Origin of the sequence: Arthrobacter sp. 1088 (assembly GCF_031455315.1) — a bacterium.
Taxonomy (GTDB): Bacteria; Actinomycetota; Actinomycetes; order Actinomycetales; family Micrococcaceae; genus Arthrobacter.
In genome coordinates, this window is record NZ_JAVDSM010000002.1 from 404,749 (window position 1) to 428,605 (window position 23,857).

17 protein-coding genes are annotated in these 23,857 nt (G+C 62.4%); 3 read left to right on the plus strand and 14 right to left on the minus strand.

Going from position 1 to position 23,857, the window contains the following annotated elements; all coding sequences use genetic code 11:
- Nucleotide 1 precedes the first annotated feature (1 nt).
- The 9 genes from J2Y41_RS04785 to J2Y41_RS04825 all read right to left on the minus strand — a co-directional run bounded on the left by J2Y41_RS04785 (nt 2) and on the right by J2Y41_RS04825 (nt 12,495).
- Nucleotides 2-2,938 carry an FAD-linked oxidase C-terminal domain-containing protein gene (locus J2Y41_RS04785; protein ID WP_309926617.1) on the minus strand — a complete coding sequence of 979 codons (2,937 nt, stop codon included), beginning with the start codon at nt 2,936-2,938 and terminating at the stop codon, nt 2-4.
- A gap of 134 nt (nt 2,939-3,072) precedes the next feature.
- The gene (locus J2Y41_RS04790; protein ID WP_224094226.1) at nt 3,073-4,041 is read right to left on the minus strand and encodes a sugar ABC transporter substrate-binding protein; all 969 of its coding nucleotides are present in this window, start codon (nt 4,039-4,041) and stop codon (nt 3,073-3,075) included.
- Nucleotides 4,042-4,107: 66 nt separating this feature from the next.
- Nucleotides 4,108-5,106, minus strand: coding sequence for an ABC transporter permease (locus J2Y41_RS04795; RefSeq protein WP_224094225.1), 999 nt, complete (start codon nt 5,104-5,106; stop codon nt 4,108-4,110).
- Nucleotides 5,103-5,987, minus strand: coding sequence for an ATP-binding cassette domain-containing protein (locus tag J2Y41_RS04800; RefSeq protein WP_224094224.1), 885 nt, complete (start codon nt 5,985-5,987; stop codon nt 5,103-5,105). Before J2Y41_RS04800 ends, J2Y41_RS04795 begins: the two co-directional genes overlap by 4 nt.
- A gap of 314 nt (nt 5,988-6,301) precedes the next feature.
- Nucleotides 6,302-7,312 (minus strand): Gfo/Idh/MocA family oxidoreductase, encoded by a 1,011-nt coding sequence (locus J2Y41_RS04805; RefSeq protein ID WP_224094223.1) that lies wholly within the window; start codon nt 7,310-7,312, stop codon nt 6,302-6,304.
- A 29-nt stretch (nt 7,313-7,341) separates the two neighbouring features.
- Nucleotides 7,342-8,799, minus strand: coding sequence for an APC family permease (locus J2Y41_RS04810; protein WP_224094222.1), 1,458 nt, complete (start codon nt 8,797-8,799; stop codon nt 7,342-7,344).
- Nucleotides 8,800-8,831: 32 nt separating this feature from the next.
- Nucleotides 8,832-9,845, minus strand: coding sequence for a D-2-hydroxyacid dehydrogenase (locus tag J2Y41_RS04815; RefSeq protein ID WP_224094221.1), 1,014 nt, complete (start codon nt 9,843-9,845; stop codon nt 8,832-8,834).
- A 71-nt stretch (nt 9,846-9,916) separates the two neighbouring features.
- Complete coding sequence (locus J2Y41_RS04820) at nt 9,917-11,674, minus strand: IlvD/Edd family dehydratase (protein WP_224094220.1); 1,758 nt, start codon at nt 11,672-11,674, stop codon at nt 9,917-9,919.
- 53 nt (nt 11,675-11,727) lie between these two features.
- Complete coding sequence (locus J2Y41_RS04825) at nt 11,728-12,495, minus strand: SDR family NAD(P)-dependent oxidoreductase (protein ID WP_224094219.1); 768 nt, start codon at nt 12,493-12,495, stop codon at nt 11,728-11,730.
- Nucleotides 12,496-12,681: 186 nt separating this feature from the next.
- On the opposite strand from J2Y41_RS04825, the gene J2Y41_RS04830 reads away from it, so the two are divergent.
- Nucleotides 12,682-13,866: a Gfo/Idh/MocA family oxidoreductase gene (locus tag J2Y41_RS04830; RefSeq protein WP_309926627.1), complete on the plus strand. Its 1,185-nt coding sequence runs from the start codon at nt 12,682-12,684 to the stop codon at nt 13,864-13,866.
- 87 nt (nt 13,867-13,953) lie between these two features.
- Here the strand turns inward: J2Y41_RS04830 and J2Y41_RS04835 are convergent, their stop codons facing one another.
- The 4 genes from J2Y41_RS04835 to J2Y41_RS04850 form a co-directional block, all read right to left on the minus strand.
- Nucleotides 13,954-15,426: an APC family permease gene (locus J2Y41_RS04835; RefSeq protein ID WP_224094217.1), complete on the minus strand. Its 1,473-nt coding sequence runs from the start codon at nt 15,424-15,426 to the stop codon at nt 13,954-13,956.
- A gap of 198 nt (nt 15,427-15,624) precedes the next feature.
- On the minus strand, nt 15,625-17,454 hold the full coding sequence (locus J2Y41_RS04840; RefSeq protein WP_224094216.1) for a sigma-54-dependent Fis family transcriptional regulator: 1,830 nt from the start codon (nt 17,452-17,454) through the stop codon (nt 15,625-15,627).
- Between the two features lie 36 nt (nt 17,455-17,490).
- Nucleotides 17,491-19,020 (minus strand): aldehyde dehydrogenase family protein, encoded by a 1,530-nt coding sequence (locus J2Y41_RS04845; RefSeq protein WP_224094215.1) that lies wholly within the window; start codon nt 19,018-19,020, stop codon nt 17,491-17,493.
- 60 nt (nt 19,021-19,080) lie between these two features.
- Nucleotides 19,081-19,518 carry an SDR family oxidoreductase gene (locus J2Y41_RS04850; RefSeq protein ID WP_224094214.1) on the minus strand — a complete coding sequence of 146 codons (438 nt, stop codon included), beginning with the start codon at nt 19,516-19,518 and terminating at the stop codon, nt 19,081-19,083.
- Between the two features lie 238 nt (nt 19,519-19,756).
- Here J2Y41_RS04850 and J2Y41_RS04855 point away from each other — a divergent pair, with 238 nt between their 5' ends.
- Both J2Y41_RS04855 and J2Y41_RS04860 read left to right on the plus strand, forming a co-directional pair.
- Nucleotides 19,757-20,506, plus strand: a complete 750-nt coding sequence (locus J2Y41_RS04855; RefSeq protein WP_224094213.1) for a glucose 1-dehydrogenase — start codon at nt 19,757-19,759, stop codon at nt 20,504-20,506.
- Between the two features lie 73 nt (nt 20,507-20,579).
- Nucleotides 20,580-22,376 (plus strand): NAD(P)/FAD-dependent oxidoreductase, encoded by a 1,797-nt coding sequence (locus J2Y41_RS04860; RefSeq protein ID WP_309926636.1) that lies wholly within the window; start codon nt 20,580-20,582, stop codon nt 22,374-22,376.
- A gap of 87 nt (nt 22,377-22,463) precedes the next feature.
- On the opposite strand, the gene J2Y41_RS04865 is transcribed toward J2Y41_RS04860, so the two are convergent.
- On the minus strand, nt 22,464-23,819 hold the full coding sequence (locus J2Y41_RS04865) for an aldehyde dehydrogenase family protein (RefSeq protein WP_309926638.1): 1,356 nt from the start codon (nt 23,817-23,819) through the stop codon (nt 22,464-22,466).
- Between the last annotated feature and the right edge of the window lie 38 nt (nt 23,820-23,857).

Genomic DNA, 23,857 nt, shown 5'->3' on the forward strand with positions numbered 1-23,857 from the left:
CCTAATCCTCCGTCCATCGCGCACTCAGCGGATCCAAGGCAATTGCCAGGTGCTTACTGAAGCGTTCCGGATCGATCTGCGAGACCTGCATGGCACAACTGAACCCATCCGTGAGGACCAGCCCCTCACCACAATCCAGCGCCGGGACAATGGAGTGTTCCGCCACCTTCATGGACATATCGAAGTGCTCGGCCTCAAAACCAAAGTTACCGGCCACTCCACAGCACGACGACGATTCGACGAGGTTGGGCACTCCCCACGCCTCCAAGACGCGTTTCTGAGCACCTGAACCGAAGACTGCATGCTCATGGCAGTGGGTTTGCAGGACAGCGGTTTTGGGCGGAACGGCGGACGGCTTCCAGCCACGTTTAATAGCCTCATCGACAGCCACGGAGAACGATCGGACCCGGGCAGCCACGCGCCCGGCCGCAGCACCGCCCACCATCTTGGGACCTTCGTCACGGATAGTGGCCGCGCAGCTGGGTTCCAGGACCACGATGTCCCGCTCCGTGCCGTCATCGAGTTTGTTGATCAGCCTCGCCAGCCGCCGTCGTGCTCCCTCGCGTTGGCCGGTGGAGATCCACGTCAGCCCGCAACAGGCGTCCGGCGTGCAACCCACGGAACTGCCCGAGTCCCGCAGCACCCGAGCTGCTGCCGGGACCACTTCAGGCCGGAAGGCGCGGGTGAAGCTGTCGATGAACAGCAGGACGTCGGCTTTGTCGGTGAAGCCTGCCTCGCCCACCCGCCTCCGGATGAGGCCGGACGCCGCGAAGGCCGGGAGCCGTCGTCGTGCGCTGACGCCCAACTTTTCGCCCACCCAACGGAACGGACGGAAACGGGTCCCCGCGTTGGCGATGGGCGCAATACGCGTCAACAGTGGCAGCCACCGCGGCAGCCAACCGATCGAATAGTGCGTGAACGGCCGGATTTTGCCGCGGTAGTGCTCATCCACCAGCTGCGACTTGGCTTCAGCGATATCCACGCCCGTGGGACAGTCGGCCGAGCAAGCCTTGCAGGACAGGCACAGGTCAAGGGCTTCCCTGACTTCCGGACTGGACCAACCTCCGTGGCTGGTGCCGTTGGTCCGCGTCAGTTCCTGCAGGACGCGGGCACGGCCGCGGGTCGAGTCTTTCTCGTCTTTGGTGGCTCGGTAGCTGGGGCACATGAAGCCGCCCGCGGTTGCCCGGCAGCGCCCAACACCAATGCATGCATGCGTATTGCCGACGAACGGGCTCACCACCGGCAGCAGGCTGCGGCCAGCTGAAGAAGGTACGACGGCGGCACCAGCCATCGCGGCCGGCTCACCGTGCGCAGGACCCGGCTGGGGCACGCCGTCAAGAGCCAGCGAAGCAGCGAAGGGCTCGGGGTCCACGATGATCCCCGGGTTGAGGATTCCGGCTGGATCCCAGAGGTGTTTGAACGCTTTGAAGATGCCCACCATGGCCGGTGAGTACATCACTTCCAGCAGTTCGCTGCGTGCCCGGCCGTCGCCATGCTCGCCGGACAGGGAGCCGCAGTGGGCCACCACGAGTGCCGCTGCTTCGCGGGTGAAGTTCTCGAAGGCCTCCCGGCCGGTGTCGCTGCGGAGGTCGTAGTCCAGGCGCATGTGCACGCAGCCGGCCCCGAAGTGTCCATACAGGGAGGCGGTGTAGCCGTGTTTCTCCACGAGGGGCAGAAGCTCCGCCAGGTAGTCGGCCAAACGCTCCGGGGCGACCGCCGAGTCTTCCCAGCCGGGCCAGGTCTGAACACCATCGATCCGCCGGGATGAGAGTCCCGCACCGTCTTCGCGCACCCGCCAGAGTTTGGCGCGCTCCTGGGGCTCCGTGACAAGGGCTTGGTCAACAACCCGGCCGTCGGCTTTGAGTTTCTCCAGCAGCTGTTCGCAATCGGAGGCCGCCTGTTCCGTGGTGTCCCCGGGGAACTCAACCATCAGGAAGGCCTTGCCCTGCGGGAGGGTGTCGACGCTGGCGGCACCCCGTCGGTGGCGCATGATGTCCACGATCGATGCATCCAGCCCCTCGATGGCACTCGGCTTGGTAGGGAGGATGGTCATCACGTCACGGGCCGAGTCGATGGTATTTGCATAGCCAAGGCACAGGAGGGCCGTGGTCCGGGGCTTCGGCACCAGCAGGACCTTGGCCCGCACCACAATGGCGCACGTGCCTTCGCTGCCCGCCAAAACGCCCGCCACGTCCAGGCCGTTTTCGGGCAGGAGGTGCCCCAAGTGGTAGCCAGAAACCTGCCGGGGAATGTTTCCCAATTCCACCCGCAGCGGGGCGAGGTTGGCCTGGGTTAGTTCCTTCAAGCCCGCCAGCAGTTCGCTGGCCCGGGCGACGGAGTGCTGGTCATCTGCGTCAATGGCCCGCAGGAAGTCCCGTCCCGCATGCAGGTGGGCACCATCGGCCGTGACGAGTTCCAGTTCCTGCACATGCTGCGTCATTCGTCCGTAGGCGACCGAGTGGTTGCCGCACGCGTCGTTGCCAATGGAGCCGCCGATCGTGGCCCGCGTCATGGACGAAGGGTCCGGAGCAAAAGTCAGCTCATCGCCGGTGGCCTTCTCGACGTAGGAGCGCAACTCGCCAAGGACAACGCCGGCGTCCGCCCAGACCGCCGCGTTGCCGCCGTCGACCTCTCCTACGGAGGTCAAGCCTCGCGAGAGGTCGACCACCAACGATTCACCGATCGCGTTGCCTGCCATGGACGTGCCGCCGCCGCGCGGGGTGATGGGGACGCCCCGCGAGGAACATTCGCGCACGACTTTCCTGACATCGTCGACGCTTGCCGGGAAGGCGACGGCGGCAGGCCGGACACGGTAGTTGGACGCATCGTAGGAGTACTCGGAGAGCCGTCGCGGAGAGTCATCCACTTCGATGCCTTGCCCGCGCAACGCGGCCAGCAACTGCTCTACGTTCGTGTCTCCGTCGTCACCATGCGGCATGTTCGCCTTCTCCAATTCGTAGTGGTCCCCTGGAAGTTTAGGCAGGTGTCCACCCTGCCGTAGTGTGCCAAAACAGAACGGGCACAGTGGAGTGATCCACTGTGCCCGTTACCGCGTCCGTGTCCGGAAGGGAGCTACTTCAGGAACTCAGACAGGTTGTCCTTGGTGATGAGCGTGAACGGCAGCGTGTAGCGGTTGTCCACGTTTGCGCCGTTCAGGAAGTCGGTCACTACCTCAACGGCCTTGACGCCCTGACCCGCGGAGTCCTGGCGGACCGTTGCGGACATGGTGCCCGCCTTGATGTCCTGCAACGCGGGATCGGTACCGTCGACGCCAACCACTGCCTTGAACTCCGCGGTGCGTCCCGCATCGGCAATGGCGGAAGCCGCACCGATGGCCATTTCGTCGTTGTTGGCCACAACCGCGTCAATCTGGCCGGACGGGAAGCGCTGAAGGGTGTCCTCCATGTTGCGCTTGGCGTCATCCCGGCTGCCCTTGGCCTGGAATTCGGCCACGATCTTGAAGTTCTTATTGATGGTCTTGTCGAAGCCGGACTTGCGGCGGTCCGTCCACGATGCACCGTAGATGCCTGCCGCGAACACGAGGTTGCCGCCGTTGGGCATCAGCTTGTTGAGGTATTCGGCCTGCATCTGGCCGGCCACGGTGTCATCCACGCCGATGTAGCTCTTGTAGCCGACGTCCGATCCGTCGGCGAACTCGGTGGACAAGATGAACAGCGGAATGTTGGCCGCAATGACCCTCTTTGCCGCGTTCTGGCTGGCATCGCCGTCCAGCGGCTGCATGATGACCGCATCCACCTGGCGGGTGAGGAGGTCCTCAACCTGGTTCAGTTCGCTGCCGACATCCTTTTTGGAGTCGGTGATGTTGAGCTTGACGCCCTTCTCGTCCGCCGTCTTCTTCATGGCGTCCGTCATGTGGGCCAGGTCCGGGTCCTGCAGGTCAAGGACCACAACGCCGATGTTGTAGGTCTTGGCCGCTCCGCCGCTGCTGGTTGCGTTGCTGCTTCCTGCGCAGCCGGTGAGGGTGAGTGCCCCCGCTGCCATCATGGCGACCGCCGCGGCGATCTTACGTCGCATACCCATGGTTGTTCCTTTCAGTGGTTTGTCTGTGCGCTTGGAGATTGTTGTGATGCATTGTTTGTTGCTGGGTCAGTCGGACTTCCAGCGGTTCAGCAGGACGGCGAGTACCAGGATCACGCCCTGCACGCCTTGCTGGAAGTAGGAGGAAACGCCCATCAGGTTCATGCCGTTCATCACCACGCCCAGCAGGAGCACGCCGATGACGGTCCCGCGGATGGTGCCGACGCCGCCAAAGAGGCTCGTTCCGCCAATCACGACGGCGGCAATCACCTGGAGCTCGTAACCGGTACCGGCCACGGGTGCGGCCCCGTCCAGACGGGCTGTTAGGACGAGTCCGCCAAGGGCAGCAGTGACGCCGCCGATGAGGTAAACGGTGAACAGCACGCGGCTGGTTGAGATGCCAACCTTCTTGGCCGATTCCTCGTTGCCACCTACGGCGTAGACGTGGGAGCCGAACTTGGTTCGGCTGAGCACAAATTCGCAGATGACGGCAGCCACCAGGAAGATGATCACGGGAACCGGAATGGGGCCGAGGAAACCGGATCCCAGCCACTCGGCTGGTCCGCTCAGGCCGGAGACAACCTGCCCGTCAGTGATCACCAGTGCCGCCGTACGGGCTATGGCCATGGTGGCCAAGGTCGCAAGGAAGGGGAGGATGGCTCCCCAAACCACCATGGCTGCGCTGAGGAAGCCCACCAGGAGGCCGACGCCCAGGCCGGCGATCAGCGGAAGCCAGAAGGCGCCTCCACTGGCAGGGGCAAGCAGGGCGAAGGTCATGCCGGCAAGGCCAACAACGGAGCCCACAGACAGGTCGATACCTGCCGTGATCATGATGAAGGTCATTCCCAGCGCGATCAGTCCGATGATGGATGACTGCCTGACGACGTTCACGATGTTGTTGAGGGTCAGGAAGTTCGGTGCCGCCGCGGCGAGGAAGACGAGGATCACCACGAACAGGATGATGATTCCGTAATCGCCAATGAATCGCTTGACCTTGGTGGCGGTCAGGCCTTCCTTGAGGTCGGCTGGCCCCAACTTGGTCTTGATGTTGTCCATGGTGATGCTCATGAGTCGCTCCCGGTGGTAGTACCGCGCGCGGCCAGTGCATCCACGGTTTCCATTGCTGATGTGCTTCCGATTTTGCGGCGCTCCTCCGGAATGCCGCTGCCGGTGTCGACGTAGTCGTCCAAGGTGCCGTGCGAAATCAGGTGGGCCACTTGGGCTTCGGAGACATCTCCCACGCGGAAACGTCCCACTACCTGCCCCTGGCGCATGACGGCGAAGCGGTCCGCGACGGCGAAGGCTTCGTCCAGGCGGTGCGTAATGATGATGACCGCGATGCCCAGGTCCTTGAGCCGCTGGGTTACTTCAATAAGCTTGTCCACCTTGGCCACCGAGAGGTTTGCGGTGGGCTCGTCCATGATGATCAAGCGGGCATCGAAGGCCAATGCCCGGCCGATTGCCACGGCCTGCCGCTGGCCGCCGGAGAGCCGCTTGACCTTGAGGCGCGGGTTGATGGGGATGTCCAGGCGTTCCAGCACGCGCTTGGTTTCCGCTTCCATTTTCTTCCTGTCGATGATCCTCAACAGGGGACCCAGGATGTTCTTCTGGGGCTCGCGGCCCAAGAAGATGTTGGTCCGGACATCGAGATTGTCGGCCAGGGCGAAGTCCTGGTAGACCATCTCGACACCTTGGTCCCGGGATGCAGATGGCGTGGGAAACTCGGTTTTCTTTCCGTCCAGCTCGATCGCGCCACGGTCGGGCTGGTAGACGCCCGTCAGCACTTTCATGAGCGTGGATTTGCCGGCGGCGTTGTCTCCAAGAAGAGCGAAGGTTTCGCCGGGCATGACATCGATGCTGACTCCGCGCAATGCGGACACCGCCCCGAATGTCTTGTGTATGTCCTTAAGGGCGACCAGTGGAGCTGTCGCCGGTGGTGCGTCGGTCATCTCATCCTCGTTTGATAGGGCCATGCAAATGAACCGGTGAAACACCTTTAGCGATGGGCCATCAAACAACGTTGTTTGACTTTGCAGAATCCGGGGCAATTCGAAGAAAGTCCCGCAACTGCGTGACCTTCGCCACACTGTTTCACTTACTTGAACTTTGGCGGATTGGAGAATGCGGGAGATGTGCCACTTTGAAACACCAACCTGACGTGAATTGTTGCCGCGGGACACAATTCCCTTCCCTTAAAAAACAAAGCCCGGCCCGGCACGGATTGTTGCGAAATAATCCGTGCCCGGGCCGGGCAGTCAAAGGGCTACGCTGACAGCTCCACGGCTATCGCAGCACCTGTCCGGGCGGACTTCTCTGCCGCGTCAGCCAGGATCAGGGCAGCACGGCCGTCCTCGAAGCCAGGACTCCGCGAGGGAAGCCCGCGGACAGCGCGCAGGAACTCTGCGACTTCAAGCCGGTACGCCTCCGCGTAGCGCTCCAGGAAGAAGCTCTGGTACGGCCCCATCCCCTCCACCGTCCTGGCACCCCAGTGCCGGACCAGGCTGTCGTTCTTGTTGGCCACCTGAAGCAAGCCCGCGGATCCGAAGGCCTCGATGCGCTGGTCATAGCCATATGCGGAATGCCGCGAGTTGAAGATGGTCACAAGCTCATCTTTCGAACCCCGCAAGGTCACCACCGTCGAATCGAAGTCGCCCGCCTGCAGGATGCCGTCACTGAAGACGTTCGCGCCTGTGGCCGACACCTCCACGATGTCCGGAATGAAGTAGCGGGCCATGTCCAGATCGTGAATAGTCATGTCCCGGAAGATCCCGCCGGACTGGGGCAGATAGGCCGCCGGCGGCTCCCCGGGATCGCGACTGGTGATGACCAGTTGCTCCAAGACTCCGATCTCGCCAGCCCCCACACGCCGCCTGAGCTCCACGAAATGCCTGTCAAAGCGCTTGTTGAAGCCCAGGGCGATCGGGATATCCGTAGCAGCCGCCTTGGCCCGGAGTGCATCAACCCGCGCAATTTCCAGGTCGATCGGCTTCTCGCACAGAACCGGGATCCCGGCGTCGATCGACTGCTCCATGAGGTCCACGTGAGTGGCCGTGGGAGACGCCACGATAACGGCATCGACCTCCCCGGAGGCAAAAACCTCTTCCGGGTCGTCACTCACACGCCCACCATATTCGGCGGCTGTTCGCTTGGCACCCTCTATAAAGGGGTCGCACACCCAGGCCAACGTCGCTTCTTCCAGGGTTGCCAGGCTCATGGCATGCACTTGACCGATCCTGCCGGTCCCGAACAGGCCAACTCTGATCTGTTGCGTCATTGCAGGTCTCCAGATGTTGAAGTGATGTTTTAGTCGATCTTTTGCCGGCCCAATCTGGCATAAACATCCGGACGCTTTGAGCGCAGGAAGTAGGCATAAACAATCCCGCCGAAGAACAGCGCGAACGTGAAGGTCATGAAGATGGCAGTCATAACGGCCGATCCGCCGATCAGTTCCGGATAATTCGCGATGGCCAGGTAGGTAATCAAGCCAAGGAAGATCACGCTGACGATGGGCGCCACAATCGTCTTCCACACAGATTCAGGAGCGAAACTGCGGCGGCGGACAAAGTAAACCAGGACGGCGAAGCTCGTGATGAACATCAGGAGCAGGACGGAGAAAGTGCCGCTTCCGCTGGCGATCGGGTAGAGGGCTTCAGGAGCAACCCCCACCACAGTGAACACCACCGTGGCCACGGCCCAGAGCAAGCCAACGCCTACTGCTGAAACGTAGGGGGACTTGTGCCGCGGATGCACCCGACCCAAAGCCTTGGGGAGTGCCCCATCAGCGGCCAGCGAGAAACTGTAACGGGCCGCGATGTTCTGGATCGAGAGCATCGAGGCCAGGATCGAGGTGATGAGCAGGACTACCCCGATGTCAGCGAAGATCTTGCCCACCAGCGCCGTGGCGCCGTCGTTGAACAAGTTCACGGTGTTGGCCTTGGCCGCTTCCTGGACGTTGTCCGCTCCCAGGAACGCGGTGTAAGCCCACGCAGCCACCGCGTAGAACAGGCCGATGCCCACCACGGCCAGGTAGGTTGCCCTGGGGATGGTCCTGTCCGGGCTCTTGACCTCGTCGCGGTAGATGACCGTCGCTTCGAAACCGAAGAAGTTCCCAACGGCAAACAGCAGCGCGAGGCCCAACCCGGCGTCGGTAATCGACGGCATCGAAAAACCGACGCCTTGTGAGACGTCACCTGAGACGAACGCCGCGACATCGAAGATGATGACGACGGTCGACTCGAGCAGCATGACCACCGTCAGCACCTTCGCGGAGAGATCGATCCGGTTGTAGGCCAGCAACGTGGTGACGACAATGATGCCCAGGCCGTACCAGTACCACGGGATATCCGGACCGCCCAGGGTATTGACCACGAAGTTCTGCAGCGTGAGGGCGAACAGTGACGGAGCAAAGAAGCCGATGAACACATACCCAACCAAGGCCAGGAGCGCCCCGCCCAAGCCGGCCGGCTTGCCCAGGCCTGCCGTGACGAAGGAGTAGAAGCCGCCGGGAGCTTCGACGCTCCGGCTCATCTTGACGAACCCCACCGAGAAAATCAGCAGCATCAGAGTGACCAGGAGATAAATCCCCGGAGCAGTGTGGCCACTGAAAAGAAGCATCACGGGTAAGGTGCCCGCAACGGTGGTCAGGGGGGAGGAGAACGCGAGCACGTTCATCACGAGCTCGCCGACCCCCATGTTGCCGCTGAGCTTGTGTTCCTGGGTCTGGGTAGGCGTTATCAGCTTCCCTTTTGTTGAGCTAGACATGTAATCCTCGTCGCGAAATTTAGAGTGCTGAATCACACTACCGACGCGGATTGTGGGAGTACTGTACCAGCCTGAGACACGGGCTTTGGAGCGGTTCCGCCCAACTTCTTCAGGTCAACAATGTCGTTCAGCGGCTGGTCCGCTTTCCACCGCTGCAGGTTCCTCTCGAAGCAGTCCACAACCCGGCCACGCCATCCGATCAGGTCTCCGGATGCGTGGGGCGAGACCAGGATATTGTTGCGGCTCCACAGCGGATTTTCGGCCGCCAGCGGCTCGTTCTCGAAGACATCCAAGGCCGCTGCACCCAAGTGGCCCGCATCGATGGCATCAAGGAGGTCCTGCTCCACCACAACCGCTCCACGGCCAACATTGACCAAGCGGGCACCCGGACGCATTTTGTCAAAGCGGTCAGCGTTGAACAGACCGCGGGTCTCCTCGGTGAGTGGCACGGTCAGCACAACGTCCTGGGCTTCTCCGAGGAGCACGTCCAGTTCGTCAAAGGAGGCGATCGCGCCCAGTTGGGAATCCTCACGGGCAGACCTGCCGACGACGGTCACGTCCATGCCCGCTGCCCGCAACAGCAGCACAGTTTCGCGCCCCACCGGGCCCGGACCGACCACCAGCACCTTGCGGCCCAAAAGCGGTTCGGTCTCGCGGTGCTGCCAAGTCCGTGCCTGCTGTAACTCGATGGTGCGGCGCAGGTCCTTGGTGAACATCAACAGCACGCCCAGGACCCATTCAGCGATGGGGCGTTCACACACTCCACGGGAGTTGCTGACCACGATGTCGCTGTTGATGATCTCCTCGGTCATGAGACTGTCCACGCCAATGCTGGAGGTGTGGATCCAGCGCAAGTCCCCGGGGCCCACTTCGCGCAGGAGTTTGGTCCGGAAATCGTTGAGGAACAGGATCTCCGTTCCCGGCAGCGCTGCCCGGAACTCATCCGCCGTCCGGACCACCACCACTTCGGCTTCGGCCTCCAGACGTTCCACGGGAGGAACCGGGCGGCCCTCCTGGACAATTGCAATTACTTTGGGTCGTGACACACCTTCTCCTTTCAAGGGGCCGCTCCCAGACGGGAACGGCCCCACCATCCGTGCTTAGGGCTCGCCGCGGCCTACCAGCCGCCCTGCCAACCGCTCATCAGGCCGTAGGGCAGCCGCTGGGGCTCCTCGTCCGGCAGGCCCTTGAGGAAGTCGAAGTCGCAACCTTCATGTGCCTGGTTGACGTGGTCGATAAAGAGCCGTCCGTAGCCACGGCGGTACTTCGGCTCGGGCAGCTTGAGCTCAGCGAGCCGGGCCTCGATCTCTTCCTCAGGAATATCGAGGTCAAGGCGCTGGTTTTCCACGTCCAGCACAATCGGATCGCCATCGCGGACAATGGCCAGCGGGCCGCCCACCGCAGCCTCCGGCGAAACATGCAGGACTGTGGTGCCGAAGGCCGTGCCACTCATTCGCGCATCGGAGATGCGCACAATGTCGCGGATTCCCCTGCGCAGCAGCTTCTCCGGAATGGGAAGCATGCCCCATTCCGGCATACCAGGCGCACCCACGGGGCCGCTGTTGCGGAGCACCAGGACCGAGTCCTCGGTGATGTCCAGGTCCGGGTCGTCTATCCGTCGTCCGAGATCGTAAATGTCGTCAAAGACAACTGCCGATCCCTTATGCTGCAGCAGGTCCTTGGAGGCTGCGCTCCGCTTGATCACCGCACCGTTGGGGGCCAGGGAACCACGGACGACGGCGATGCCGCCTGAGGCGTCGAAGGGCGCCTCGAGCGTGCTCACGACGACGCCGTCCGGCTCGGGTGCCGAGCTGTAGCCCTTTTCGAGGGACTGGCCGGTGACCGTGACGGCATTCCTGTTCAGCAACGGGTCCAACGCTTTTAGCACAGTGGGAATCCCACCGACCTGGAACAGTTGCTGCACCAGGTACTCGCCGGAAGGACGGACATTAACGATCCGCGGCGTCCGCTGCGAAATTTCGTGGAAGCGGTCCAACTCCAGTTCGTAGCCAACCCTGCGGGCCAACGCCAAAAGGTGAACCACTGCGTTAGTCGAGCCACCCACGGCCATGAGCAACGTGATGGCGTTATCGAACGCTTCCTTGGTCAGGATCTCGCTGGGCTTCGGACCTGACAACGCCATTTCCACCGCCCGGCGTCCGGTGGCTTCCGCTGCCTGCCCGCGGCGTGAATCGACGGCGGGAATGGACGCAGTGCCGGGAAGGCACATGCCCAACGCCTCCACGAGGGACGTCATAGTGGAAGCCGTACCCATCTCGCTGCAGTGGCCGGCGGAGGGCTTGGCAGCGGACTCGAGTTCGTCGAAGTCCGCCTCGGTGATCTTGCCCGCCCGCAGTTCGTCTGCGTACTTCCACGTGTCCGTGCCGACGCCCAATTGCTTGCCCCGGAAGTGCGCCGGCTCCTGCGGGCCACCCGTAAGCATGATGGTCGGGATGTCGGCGCTGGCCGCGCCCATGAGCTGGGCCGGAACGGTCTTGTCACAGCCACCGAGCAACACGATCGCGTCCAGCGGGTAGGCCCGGATGGATTCCTCAACGTCCATGGCCATCAGGTTGCGGAACTGCATGGCCGAGGGCTTCATCAGGCTCTCGCCCAAGGAGATGGTGGGAAACTCCAGCGGCAATCCCCCGGCCATCAGGACGCCACGCTTCACGGCCTCGGCAAGCAGCTTGAAGTGGATGTTGCAGTTGACCAGTTCGGACCAGGAGTTGGCAATGCCGATCACTGGACGGTCCTTGATGGCGAAGCGCGAGAAGCCTTCGGCCTGGATGGCGGTGCGGTGCACGAATCCGGTGAGGTCGTGCGGCGCGAACCAGCGTGCGCTGCGGAGATCGTTGTAGTTCAACTCGGACATATCCTTCAAAGCTCCTTGGCTTGTTTGTCTTTATGAGGTCGTGGGTGAGGCAGCTACGCGGCGGAAGTGCCGCCGTCGAACGCCATGCTGGTGCCGGTGGCGAAGGTGCCGTCAACCGCCAGGAAGTAGATAGCCGCTGCCACTTCTTCCGGATCGGCGAGGCGGTTCAGCGGGACGGTGCTTTCCTTCTGCTGGAGGGCCAGGACGGGGTCCGGTTCGGACTCCAGGCCCGAGCGCAGCATGGGCGTATCAATCGGACCAGGGCAGACAGCATTGACGCGGACATGGGGCGCCAACTCCACGGCGAGCGCCTTGGTAAGCCCCACGACGCCGGCCTTGGCTGCGCAGTAATGGGCCAGCCCGGCTACGCCCATGGTTGCGAGATCCGAGGCGACGTTGACGATTGCCCCTCCCCCGGCTCTGCGCATATGAAGGCCCGCTTCCCGGGCAACGTAAAACGTGCCGGAGAGGTTGGTGTCCAGCACCTCGCTCCAGCGGTGCTCGTCCAGGTCCTCCAGGGGCGCGTAACCGGCAACCCCGGCGGCGTTGACGGCCACGTCGAGGCCACCGAGGGAGTGGATCGCTCCCCGGACGCCGTTCCGGACTGATTCGGCGTCAGCGACGTCGGCGACCACCCGGTGCGCAACGCCGTCGATCGCGTCCGCAACCCGTTGCAGCTCGCCGGCGCGACGCCCTATGAGTGCGACCCGCGCGCCCCGCGCTGCGAAGAGTTTTGCGGTCGCTTCTCCGACGCCGGACGTTGCGCCCGTGACGAGCACCCGCAGGGGTTCCGTCCGAATCCGTTTGTTGCGGTCCATCATCGTCGACGGGCTCCTCTTGGTTGGCGTTGCTGGACTATACGTTCTACTCAAACAGCCGTAGGCCCTCGCCGGATGTCTCAGATTGAGACACAGCACAAACACCTTGCCTCCATAGGCTGATGCGCAGATGCCGCCTTTCTGTGCGGCACAGCACCGCCGGAGAGCGGCAAAACTAAGGAGTCCACTTTGAAAGACCAGAACCGCATTGGCGTTGGCCTCATCTCGGTGGGGTGGATGGGGCGCCTGCATTCCCGCGCCTACCTCGCCACCAAGCAGTTCTTCCCTGAACTGCCGCGCCACCCTGAGCTTGTGATCGCCGCAGACCCCGACGACGCCGGCCGTCACCACGCCGAGGACGCGCTCGGTTACAAGGAAACGGCCACGGACTACCGCAAGGTGCTCGAGAACCCGGACGTTGACGTCGTTTCGATCTGTTCCCCGAACTTCCTGCACCACGAAATCGCCTTGGCCACCATCGAGGCTGGCAAGCATTTCTGGATCGAGAAGCCCATGGGCCGGAGCGCCCAGGAATCCCGCGAAATTGCCCAGGGCGCAGAAGCCGCTGGGCTGATCACCTCGGTGGGCTTCAATTACCGGCATGCGCCTGCGGTGGCAGAAGCCAGGCGGCTTATCCGCTCCGGCGCGCTCGGCCGTATCACCAACGTGCAGATCCGCCTGCTCACCGGCTATGCCTCCGACCCCACGCAGGTGTTCACGTGGCGTTACGAGCAGGCTCGGGCCGGTTCGGGAGTCCTCGGCGACGTCCTGAGCCACGGCTTCGACCTGGCGCAGTTCCTGGTGGGCCGGATCACGTCGCTCAACGCCGTCACCGAAACATTCATCAAGGATCGCCCGCTGCCCGACGGCAACTCCTCCAACTCCTTCGACATGGGCAAGGCCTCGGACGTGACCCGCGAAGTGGAGAACGAGGACTACACCGCCATGCTGGCCCGTTTTGAAGGCGGCGCGATCGGCATGTTCGAATCCACCCGTGTAGCCATTGGCCCGCACGCCGAGTACATCATCGAGGTGTATGGCACGGAGGGCTCGCTGCGCTGGAACTTCGAACGGATGAACCAGTTGGAACTCGCCACGGACCGCAGTGGATACCGGACCATCATGACTCCGCCGTCCTACGGCGAATTCGGGCGCTTCCAGCCGGGTCCCGGTCCGGGCATTGGCTTCAACGACCTCAAGACCATCGAGGCCGCGCTCTTCCTGCGGTCCGTGGCCGAAGGCAAGCAGCTAGGCCCCTCGGTGGCTGACGGGTGGTCGGCATCCGAACTGGTGGATGCCTCGCTGAAGAGCGCCGGTTCCGGTGACTGGGTGGAGATTCCGGAAGTCTCCGGAAACACGACCTACGGAGCCTAAGCCCCTGGGACAAGGAGGAGGCCGGATCGCGATGATCCGGCCTCCTCTTGTGATTAAGTTTTTCGAGCCTGTTTAGGGCGGGCCGCCTTAGTCCAGAGCGCGTCCAATCCGAACGTACGTATTCGGCTTCCGGCTTCTGAGGACCAGCGCCAGGAAGATCCCGGCGACTATCGACGCGTAGGGGATCAGAAGCAGAACCGTCAGCAGGAGCGGATCCCCGGCCACTAACAGCTCCATATTGAAGGAAGCTGTCAACAAAGCGAACCCAATCCCTGCCAGCGCCACGATCGGGGCGATCAGCGTCCGCCAGAACGACATCGAGGACTTGTTCCTGCGAAAATACACTATGACCGCAATGGCCGTCAGGCAGAGCAAAAGCAGCATCCCATAGAACGCAACGCCGGCCGCCGCGGCATACAGGGAATTCTCGTCACCGCCCGAGAGGACCAGGACCAGCAGGACAAGCAGGAGAACGGCACCAACTGTCACAGCGGCGCGGTGCGGAGACCCATGCTTGAGGTGCACTGCCGCGATGGACCTCGGAAAGATGCCATCGACGGCAAGGGAGTGGGTGTAACGGGAAAGGATGTTCTGGAGGGACAGGCCTGAGGCAAAGAAGCTGGTGACCAGCAGGATGGCGATGACCTGGTTGGCGAAGGCTCCGAAGTAGCGCAGTAGCGCGTCTGGCATCATGGCCGTGGGGTCCGCCCCAGCGACCGCCACTGCCTGTGATGTTCCCGCTGACAGGATGAGGGCAAAGGCTGAAACAGCGTAGAAGATTCCCAGGAAGGCAACGGCCAGGAAGGTGGCCCGGGGAATGGTGATGGCCGGCTTCTTGACCTCATCCCTGTAGATGGCCGTGGCTTCAAACCCGTTAAACACTCCGATGCTGAACAACAGGAGGACGCCGATGGTTGGGGTGAAGAGGTTGGAGGGGTTCCAAGGTTCGAAGGACGGGCCCTCTGGTCCTCCGTTGGAAATGATGACGATGTCAAAGACAGCTACCGAAAGGACTTCGACGGCCAGGATGACTGAGAGGACCTTGGCGGAGAGCTCCACATTGAAGTAGCTCAGCACCCAAGCGATGCCGAACATCACCATGCTCCACAGCCACCACGGCGTTGACACGCCATCGACGAAAGCACCAAGCAGGTTGTTCACGGCAATGCCGGAAACAACAATGCAGGATGTCACGTTGAAGCCGTAGGTGACCAGTGCAAGGAAAGATCCCCCTAAGCCGAAGGGACGGCCCAAACCCTCGCGGATGTAGGTGTAAAAAGCTCCAGGCCGCGGTATGGCCTTGGTCATTCCAGTGAATCCCATCGCAAATAGTGCCATCAGGACAGCGACCGCGACGAAAGCGATCGGGACTCCTATCCCAAAGGAGATGTTCACAGAGACAAAGCCGAAGACGACGCCCAGGGGAGCTGTGAAGGCCAGCACTGTGAAGAGGAGTCCGGTGGTTCCCATCCGGCCCCTGAGCTGATATGTCGACGATCGGGTTTCACTGACTTCTGGTTCGTCCGCTGCTTCGCGTTGGACGGGGAGTTCTTGTTTCACGTGTTTTCTCCTCGGAGGAGTGGAGTCACCGTTGACTCGCGCTGTGTTGGGTGAAAGAGCGGCCGATTGGCCGTGCTGCTATGACCAGAGGGTAGATTCAACCGGATTCGGGTCAGTTCCTAGATTGTGATCTTCGAACGGCACTGGAACTGTGCCAGGATGATGCATTCCGGACCACGCAACCGTCAGATAGGGACATCAGCCCAGCGCCAGATCGAACCCCTTGGCTTCATATGACTCGATCTTGCGGTAAAGCGTGGACCTTCCGATCCCCAGCAGTGAGGCGGCCCGAACGCGGTTACCTGATGCCTCGGCGAGCGCGGCCCTGATCTGCTGAAGCTCCGCTTCTTCCAAACGGGTAAGCGGCATGGTGCCGAGTCCACGCAGCTGCACTGCGTTGAGATCCGACAGGTGCAGTTCTCCGCTGAGGGACCGTGAGGCAGCGGATTCAACCAGGTCGCGGAGTTGCCGCACGTTGCCCGGCCAGTCCGCGGCCACCAGTGCATCCCGCAACTTCGGTGACATTCGGACCTCCCTGCCGACCGCTCTCCTTAGCAGATGCGACGCCAGCCCGACGATATCCTCACGCCGGTCACGAAGAGGTGGCATGGCAACCTCAATGCCTCTCAACGCAGACAGCACCGGCAGGAGATCATCGCCGACGGCGCCGGCAGTCAGGATAAGTTGGGGTTGCTCCAGGACGTGGAGCAGACCTCCCAAGTCGTCCAGGAAATGCGGCGGGCACTTGTCTGCCCTGTGGAGGATAACCGCCGCCCCTTGCTCAAGGGCAGCATCAACGTCGTCAACAGTGGCCCGGGCAGGCCTTTGGGTAAAGTCGAATACTCGCGTCTCCCTCGACAGGCGACCGGCCATGGCCTCCGCCAAAGTTCGCTTACCGCTTCCTTGTTCGCCGATGATGTGAGCAGGCATCCGCCTGCTCACGGCTGCAGCCGCAGCACCAAGGGCCCTCTTGAAGGCCCGGCTGGTTCCAACCATCCCGTCGAACTGCGCTTGGGGTTCACGGGCAGTTGGCGCCGCCCGCACACCTAGCGAGACGGACGGCACCTGGACGCGCATCACGGACGCTCCGCCAGAGCCTGATTCGCGGAAATCCATGGGACGGATGTGAAGCTGCACCTCCCTGCCAGTGCTGACATTCAGGCGGTGCTGGGACAGGCCGTCCCGCTGTTCGGCTTCCCGCGCCAGGGCCGCGAGTACCGCGAAATCGCTGGGATCCAGCATGCGCAGGGCACTCCGGCTTGCGATGGTGGTGCGTTCATCCATCGCCACCACAGCATCTGCTCCGCGTTTCCGGATCTCCTTCAGGTATTCGGACATCAGCGCCTGCTCCCGCGCCGCGAGTCGTTCCGCCAGCCTCCTGGTGATGTCCGCGGCCGCCCCATGGACGGTCAGGAGAACAGAGCCGGGGTCCGTGTTGCGTGCCAGCTTCTCGGGCAACATCAAGCCCAGGACACCCCTGACGGAGCGGCGTATCGGATCACGGATGGGAGCAGACGTGCAGTAACTGTTCTGGAGCGCCTCATTGAAGTGTTCGGCGCCCCAGACCTGTACTGCTTCGCCTTCCTCAAGGACAGTTCCGTCGGAGTTGGTTCCAATCAGGTCCTCGGCCATCTGCGCTCCCAGGCTCGGAAACAACAGCTCCGCCTTTCGACGTTCTGTGGCATCTCCGCGAAAGACGGCCAATGTGCCTTCTGCGTCAGTAAGCACCACCAGACCCCCGGAGTCGCTGCACAGACGTTCGAGTTCGGTCAGGACGGGTTCGGCAGCAGCGAGCAACTGCTCGTCGGCCTGGTGGACAGCAGCCTGCAGAAACGGCGAGGTGGCCGTTACATTGCAGGCCAGGCTCCGCTGCCAGGATCTGGCAATGACCGGCCTCAGACTGCTCAGGTCCGTCGCTCCGGGTTCTGTCAGGAAACGTTCCCTGAGCGACTGAATTTCCGCGTTGGGCGTCCCGCCCACGCGCAGCGAAGAAGCCGTAGGGAGCCATGAAACGTCCTTCGAAGCCATGCCGTGCCTGCTTTCCCGATAGTGGCTGGGCTGATGTCAGTGCTGGAGCAGGTGCTGCAGGTGAGCGGGAAGTTTCCGCGCCTGCTGGCGGCCGAACAGCTGGAAGTACCACTTCCCGAGTGTCTGTTTCCCGGTCGTACCGCTCGCCTTCCAACCGCCAAAGGTCTGCGGTCCCGGCCACCACCCGGTCGTGGCATGGCCCGGGACGTTCACGTCCACACAGCCGGCCTCGACACGGTCAAGGAACTCCCGCGCTTCTGCCTCGTCACCGGTGTAGATTCCCGCCGTCAGACCCATTTCTGTGTTGTTGGCGGCCGCCAAGGCCGCTTCGAAAGTGGGCACCTTGCTGATGGTAAGGAAGGGCAGGAAGTGCTCCTTGGTGGCCAAGTGATGAGTTGCGGGCACTCCGGAGACCACAGTGGCCGGAACAAAGTAGCCGCCATCCTGGGCCTTGCCGGTCTCCACGTGGAATTCTTCACCGCGGGCCGTTGCCAGCAGTCCGGCGTAGCGATCCACGGCCTCGGCAGAAACAACGGGACCCGCGAACACACCTGCATCCACAGGGTCGCCGGCCTTCAGGTCCCTGACTCTCTCCCCTACGAGCTCCACCAGTTTGTCGTGGGCGGAAGGGGTAACCAACACCCGGGACAGCGCGCTGCACTTTTGCCCACTGAGGTCGAATGCCGAGAAGACGATGCCGTCGGCGGCCTGTTCCAAATCAGCCGTATCAGTGACAATTACCGGATTCTTGCCGCCCATTTCGGCAATGACGGGGCGGGGATACGGCCCGGAGGCGAAGTCCCCCAGGATCGACTTCCCTACGACCACCGAACCCGTGAAGCAGATGCCGTCGATGTCCGAGGCGACCAACGCCCGTCCGGGACTGTCGCCTCCGTGGACCACGTTCACCAACCCCCGAGGGAGTCCCATTGCCTCGCAGAGCTCATATACGGCGTGCCCGGACCACGGACCATCATGCGATGTCTTGACCACCACTCCGTTGCCCGCGATCAGCGCAGCAATGGCTGGACCTGCAGCCTGGACAATCGGGTAGTTGAACGGTGTGATGACGCCGAACACGCCGTAGGGCCGAAGCACGGATTCGTTGGCCAGTCCGGACGAGTCGTCTTCGCGTTGATCCTCAAAGGCTCCTGGAGCCGACGCGTAATCGGCGTACTGCCGGAGGATTTCAAGAACTTCTGCGCCTTCGGCCCTTGCACCCGCGTAGGGCTTGCCGATCTCAAGGGCCACCCGGACCGCCCACTCCTCGAGGCGCTCCTCAATGAAGGGAATGGCCCGACGAACGTGTTCAATGCGCTGTGCGGCCGGAACCCGGGACCATTCACGCTGGGCATCACGGCTCGACTGAACAGCCAGCTTGACGAGTTCATCCGGTGCGTCGTGGCAGGCACTGACCACCGAGCTGGGGTTGCTGGGGTCTTCCCGCTGCAGGAGCGCGCCTTCAAAATATTCCTGTCCCGCGATGACGTGGGGAACTGTTGTGTGGCGGCTGCGTCGTTGTTCCGTCATCCGGGCTGCGAAGGCCTGTTGCTGGTCAATCGTCATCGCGTGATTGCTCCTCTATGGATTGTTTGCGCCCCGACGGGCGGGATGGTTCTGTCGAGATTACGCAGCCAGGGCAGCGCCTACTGTCCCAAGGTGGGACATCTGTTCAGATGGCCTATAGCCCGCATCGACCATGACGGCAGAACCCGTCATCTTTCGTGATTCGTCCGAAACCAGGAACACTGCGACGTCCGCTACTTCCTCCGGGCTGATCAGGCCGAGCGGCTGGTAGGCGCGCTGGGCTTGTTCGTCCTTGAGGAACTCCTCGTCGAAAAAACCGGCAACCATGGGAGTACGGACGCCGCCGGGGCACAGGCAGTTAGCCCTGATGTTGTCCTTGGCGTATTCGACCGCCACGGATTTAGTGAGCATCAGCACCGCTCCTTTAGATGCGGAATATGCGGCGATGTCGGGTTCGGCCACCATCGAGTTGACCGAGCCCCAGAATGTCTCTTCTGCCGTGGCAACGAGCCGCTCCACGTCAGCAGGTTTGCTCATGTCACAACGATGGGTGGAGATTTGCACGTTCTCTCTTTCCAGTCGATCCAGCCCGGCTTCATCAATGTCTGCCGCAACGACATTTGCCCCTCGCCCGCCAGAGCGCGCACTGTCGCCATGCCCTGCCCGGATCCTGAGGCGAAAATGTCTCTTTCTGACACAAATCCCGTCAAGTGGCAGCAGTAACGTCTTCCCAAGCGTGAAGCACTTCACATCATCCAAACCAAAGGAGAGACTCATGGGCCGTGTGCAAGGCAAGGTAACCATCATCACTGGCGGCGCCAGAGGACAGGGCGAGTCCCACGCACGCCTCTTCGCACAAGAAGGCGCTTCGGTACTCGTCACCGACATGCTGGACGACGTCGGCGAGGCAGTAGCCAATGATCTCCGAAACTCCGGGCACGATGTCCATTACCTGCATCTGAACGTTGCTTCCGAAGACGAATGGAAATCCGTAGTAGCGGCAGCGGAAGAGCGGTGGGGGCGCGTCGACATCCTGATCAACAACGCCGGAATCGTCGGAACCATGAAGTCTGTCGAAGATGAAGGCCTGGACGGCTGGTCCAAGACCACCGCGATCAACCAACAGGGCGTCTTTCTTGGCCTTAAGCATGGTGCACCTGCGATTGAGCGAAGCGGCGGCGGCGCAATCGTCAACACGTGCTCCATCAATGGCACCGTCGGCAACCCCGGAGGCTTCTCCTACCAGGCCTCGAAAGGGGCCGTGAAGATGATGACCCGTGCCGCTGCCATGGAATACGCGCACCGTGGCGTGCGTATCAATTCCGTTTCGCCGGGACTTGTGATGACGCCCATGGCTGAGGAAGAGGGCGAGGAGTCCAACAAGGAGTTCAGCAACGCTACCCCCATGAAGCGGGCCGCCCAGCCCATAGAGGTGAGCTATGGCGTCCTGTACCTGGCAAGCGACGAAGCCAGCTACATCACCGGGGCGGACCTGCTGATCGACGGCGGATACACCGCGCAGTAATGAGGGCGGCTCGTCTACGGACGCCACAGTGAAAGAGACCATACACATGACACACACAAAGGAATCGGCACTCATGACTGATGTAGCCATAGCCCCGGCAATGGAGCCGGGCTCCACCACAACACCCCGCATGATCGTGCATGAATGGGTGGGACAGCTCACGAATGCTTTGTCCTCGCAGGACGTCGCCGCCGCTGCGGACCTTTTCCTGCCCGACGGCGTTGTCCGTGACCTCCTGGCCCTGTCCTGGGATTTCCGCAATGCAATCGGACACCAGGAGATCTCCACCTGCCTCACCGTTCCCGCAGCAGACCGGCCGACGTCGATCCAGGTGCGGCCGGGCAACGCATCGGTGGTTGTCGAGGAGGGAACTCCCGGCGCCATCTCCGCTTTCCTGCAGTTCAGGAACAGCGCAGGCAACGGGTTCGGCCACGTCCGCTTGGTGCAGCAGGACGACGACGGAACCTGGCTCGCGGCGACCCTCGTGTTGGCCCTCGACGCCGTGGACAGCCACCCCGAGTGCCATCTCGACGCCCGACCGAGCGGAAAAACCCACGGGCCGGTCCGGAACCGCGTTGGCTGGCAGGACGGACTCGACCCCGAGTTCACCCAGCAGGAGCCTGACGTTGTCATCCTCGGCGCAGGGCACAACGGGCTCATGCTGGCAGCACGCCTGAGGGCCCTTGGGATTCCCGCCTTGGTTCTGGAACCGAACGAGCGCGTTGGGGACAACTGGCGTAAACGGTACAGTTCGCTGGCGCTCCACACTCCGCTGGCTTCCGACCATTTGCCGTATCTTCCATTCCCATCGACGTGGCCCCGCTTCACTCCCAAGGACAAGTTGGGAGACTTCCTGGAGAGCTACGCGACACTCCTGGATTTGGCCGTCTGGACCGGCACCACAGTAGACGCCGCGGAGTTCGATGAACCATCCCGGCGGTGGATCGTCGACCTCAACCGGCAAGGGAAGCAGCGCAGGATCAACCCCAGGCACCTGGTTTTCGCCACCGGGATGAACGCTGCACCAAACATTCCGGAGGTACCCGGACGATCGGAGTTCGAAGGCACCGTCATGCACGCCGTGGACTACAGGGGCCATGCAGAATGGCAGGGAAAGCGTGCCGTGGTTGTCGGCTCCGGCGTCAGCGGGCACGACATCGCACAGGATCTGGCCGAGCACGGCGTCGACGTCACCATGATCCAGCGGTCCGGAACCTTTGTCATGAACACCTCCACTTTCCACAAGGTGATGCATGCGAACCACGTCAGCGGAAAATACAGCACCGAAGAAGCCGACCTCATCAACGCTTCAACGCCTTTCGGAGCACTCCCCGCACACGGACCTAAACATGTTGAGCTGGTCAAGGCGATGGACCGGGAACTGTTGGACGGCCTGATTGAAGCCGGCTTCGAACTGAGCGACGGCCCGGACGGACAAGGAGTCTTGGGGTTGATCTTTGGCCTTAACGGAACCGGCTATTACTACAACGCCGGCGCTTCCGAACTGATCATCGATGGAACCATCAAGTTGCGTCACGGCAGCGTGGAGGGCCTCAGCTCCAGCGGGGTCCTGCTGGACGGGGACCGCAGCCTGGAGGCTGACCTCGTTGTATTCGCTACTGGTTACCAAGGTGCTCCATCGGTGGTCCGCCAGGTCCTCGGTGATGACATCGCTGACCGGGTCGGAGAGTTCGCCAAGGTGGGGGCGGACCGCGAATATGGCCGGTTGTGGCGGCGAACCGCGGTGGACCAGCTGTGGTTCATGGTTTCCCTCGGCATCGGCGACGGCAGGTTCTACTCCAAACTGCTTGCGCTGCAGCTGGCAGCGATGGAGGCTGGCACTATGCCGTACACAGAGCAGGAGCAATAAGGCGGCTTGCTGCTTAAAGCCAGGAAGGAGGCCGGTCCGCGATGATCCGGCCTCCTTTGTGCTGCGCTGAAACTTGTGCGTTGAAAACTACTTCGCGAAGCGGAACAGCTTCTTGTTGGCGAACTCCAGCATGCCCACCTTGCCCAGTTCCCGGCCGTAACCGGACTTCTTGACGCCGCCGAACGGCACATCCGCACCGCTGAGGTCGTAGGCACCTACGAACACCATGCCGACGTCGAGCTGATTGCCGACGCGCTCGGCGCGGTCGACGTCGTCGCAAATCACCACGGAACCAAGGCCATACGGCGAGGAATTCGCGAGCTTGATCGCTTCATCGTCGGTGCTGACCTTGTAGAGCTGTGCAACGGGACCGAAGAGTTCCTCGCTGTAGACGTCCATGGACGGGGTGATGTTAGTGATCACCGTCGGGGTAAACACGTTGCCCTTTGGCTCATTGTTGCCCACCAGGATTTCGGCGCCCTGGTCCAGCGCACCCTGCACCTGGGAAGCCAGGAACTTGGTGGCTGAATCGGAGGACATCGGGCCGAAATCGCCGTTCTCGTAGGACTGGCCAGCAATGGCGGCCTTGAACTTCTCCGAGAACTCGTCGAAGTACTTGTCCAGCACCACGATCCTCTTGGAACCGTTGCACGACTGCCCCGTGTTGCCCATGCGGCCCATCACGGCCTTCTTCACCGCGAGGTCCACGTCGTCAGTGTCCAGAACCAGGAACACGTCGGCTCCACCAAGCTCGAGGACGCACTTCTTCAACGCGCGTCCGGCCTGCTCAGCGACGATCGCTCCCACCTGCTCGGAACCGGTGAGCGAGACACCCTGCACGCGGTCATCGGCAATGATGTCCGAGATCTGCTGGTGCGTGGCAAAGAGGTTGACGTAGGCGCCCTCCGGGAAGCCTGCATCGCGGAAGAGTTCCTCCAGGGCGAGCGCCGACTCCGGGCACTGGCTGGCGTGGCGGACGATCACCGTGTTGCCCAGGATGATGTTGGGGATCGCGAACCGTGCCACCTGGTAGTAGGGGTAGTTCCACGGCATGATGCCCAGGATCACGCCGAGGCCCTGGTAGCGGAAGAAGCTCCTCAGCCCGTCAGCAACCTCGAGTTCCTCGTCCGCGAGCCATTCTTCAGCGTTTTCAGCGAAGGCTGCCGCGATGGAGCCGGAGAACTCCGCTTCGCCTACGGCCTGCTGGAGCGGCTTGCCCATTTCGCGGTTGATGATGGCGGCAAGCTTGTCCTTGCGCGCAACGAACAGGTCCGCGAGGCGCTTGGCCATGGCCGCGCGTTCGGCGACCGTAGTGGTGCGTGACCAGTCCTGGTAGGTCTTCTGGGCTGCGCTGAGTCCGGCCTCGACTTCTGCGTCGGTGGCTGCGGGGTACTCGGCGTGAATGGTTCCGGTGGCCGGATCAGTAACGGCAAATGCGCTCATGATGAATGCTCCTTGGTCAATAAATCCCGTAAAAGAGA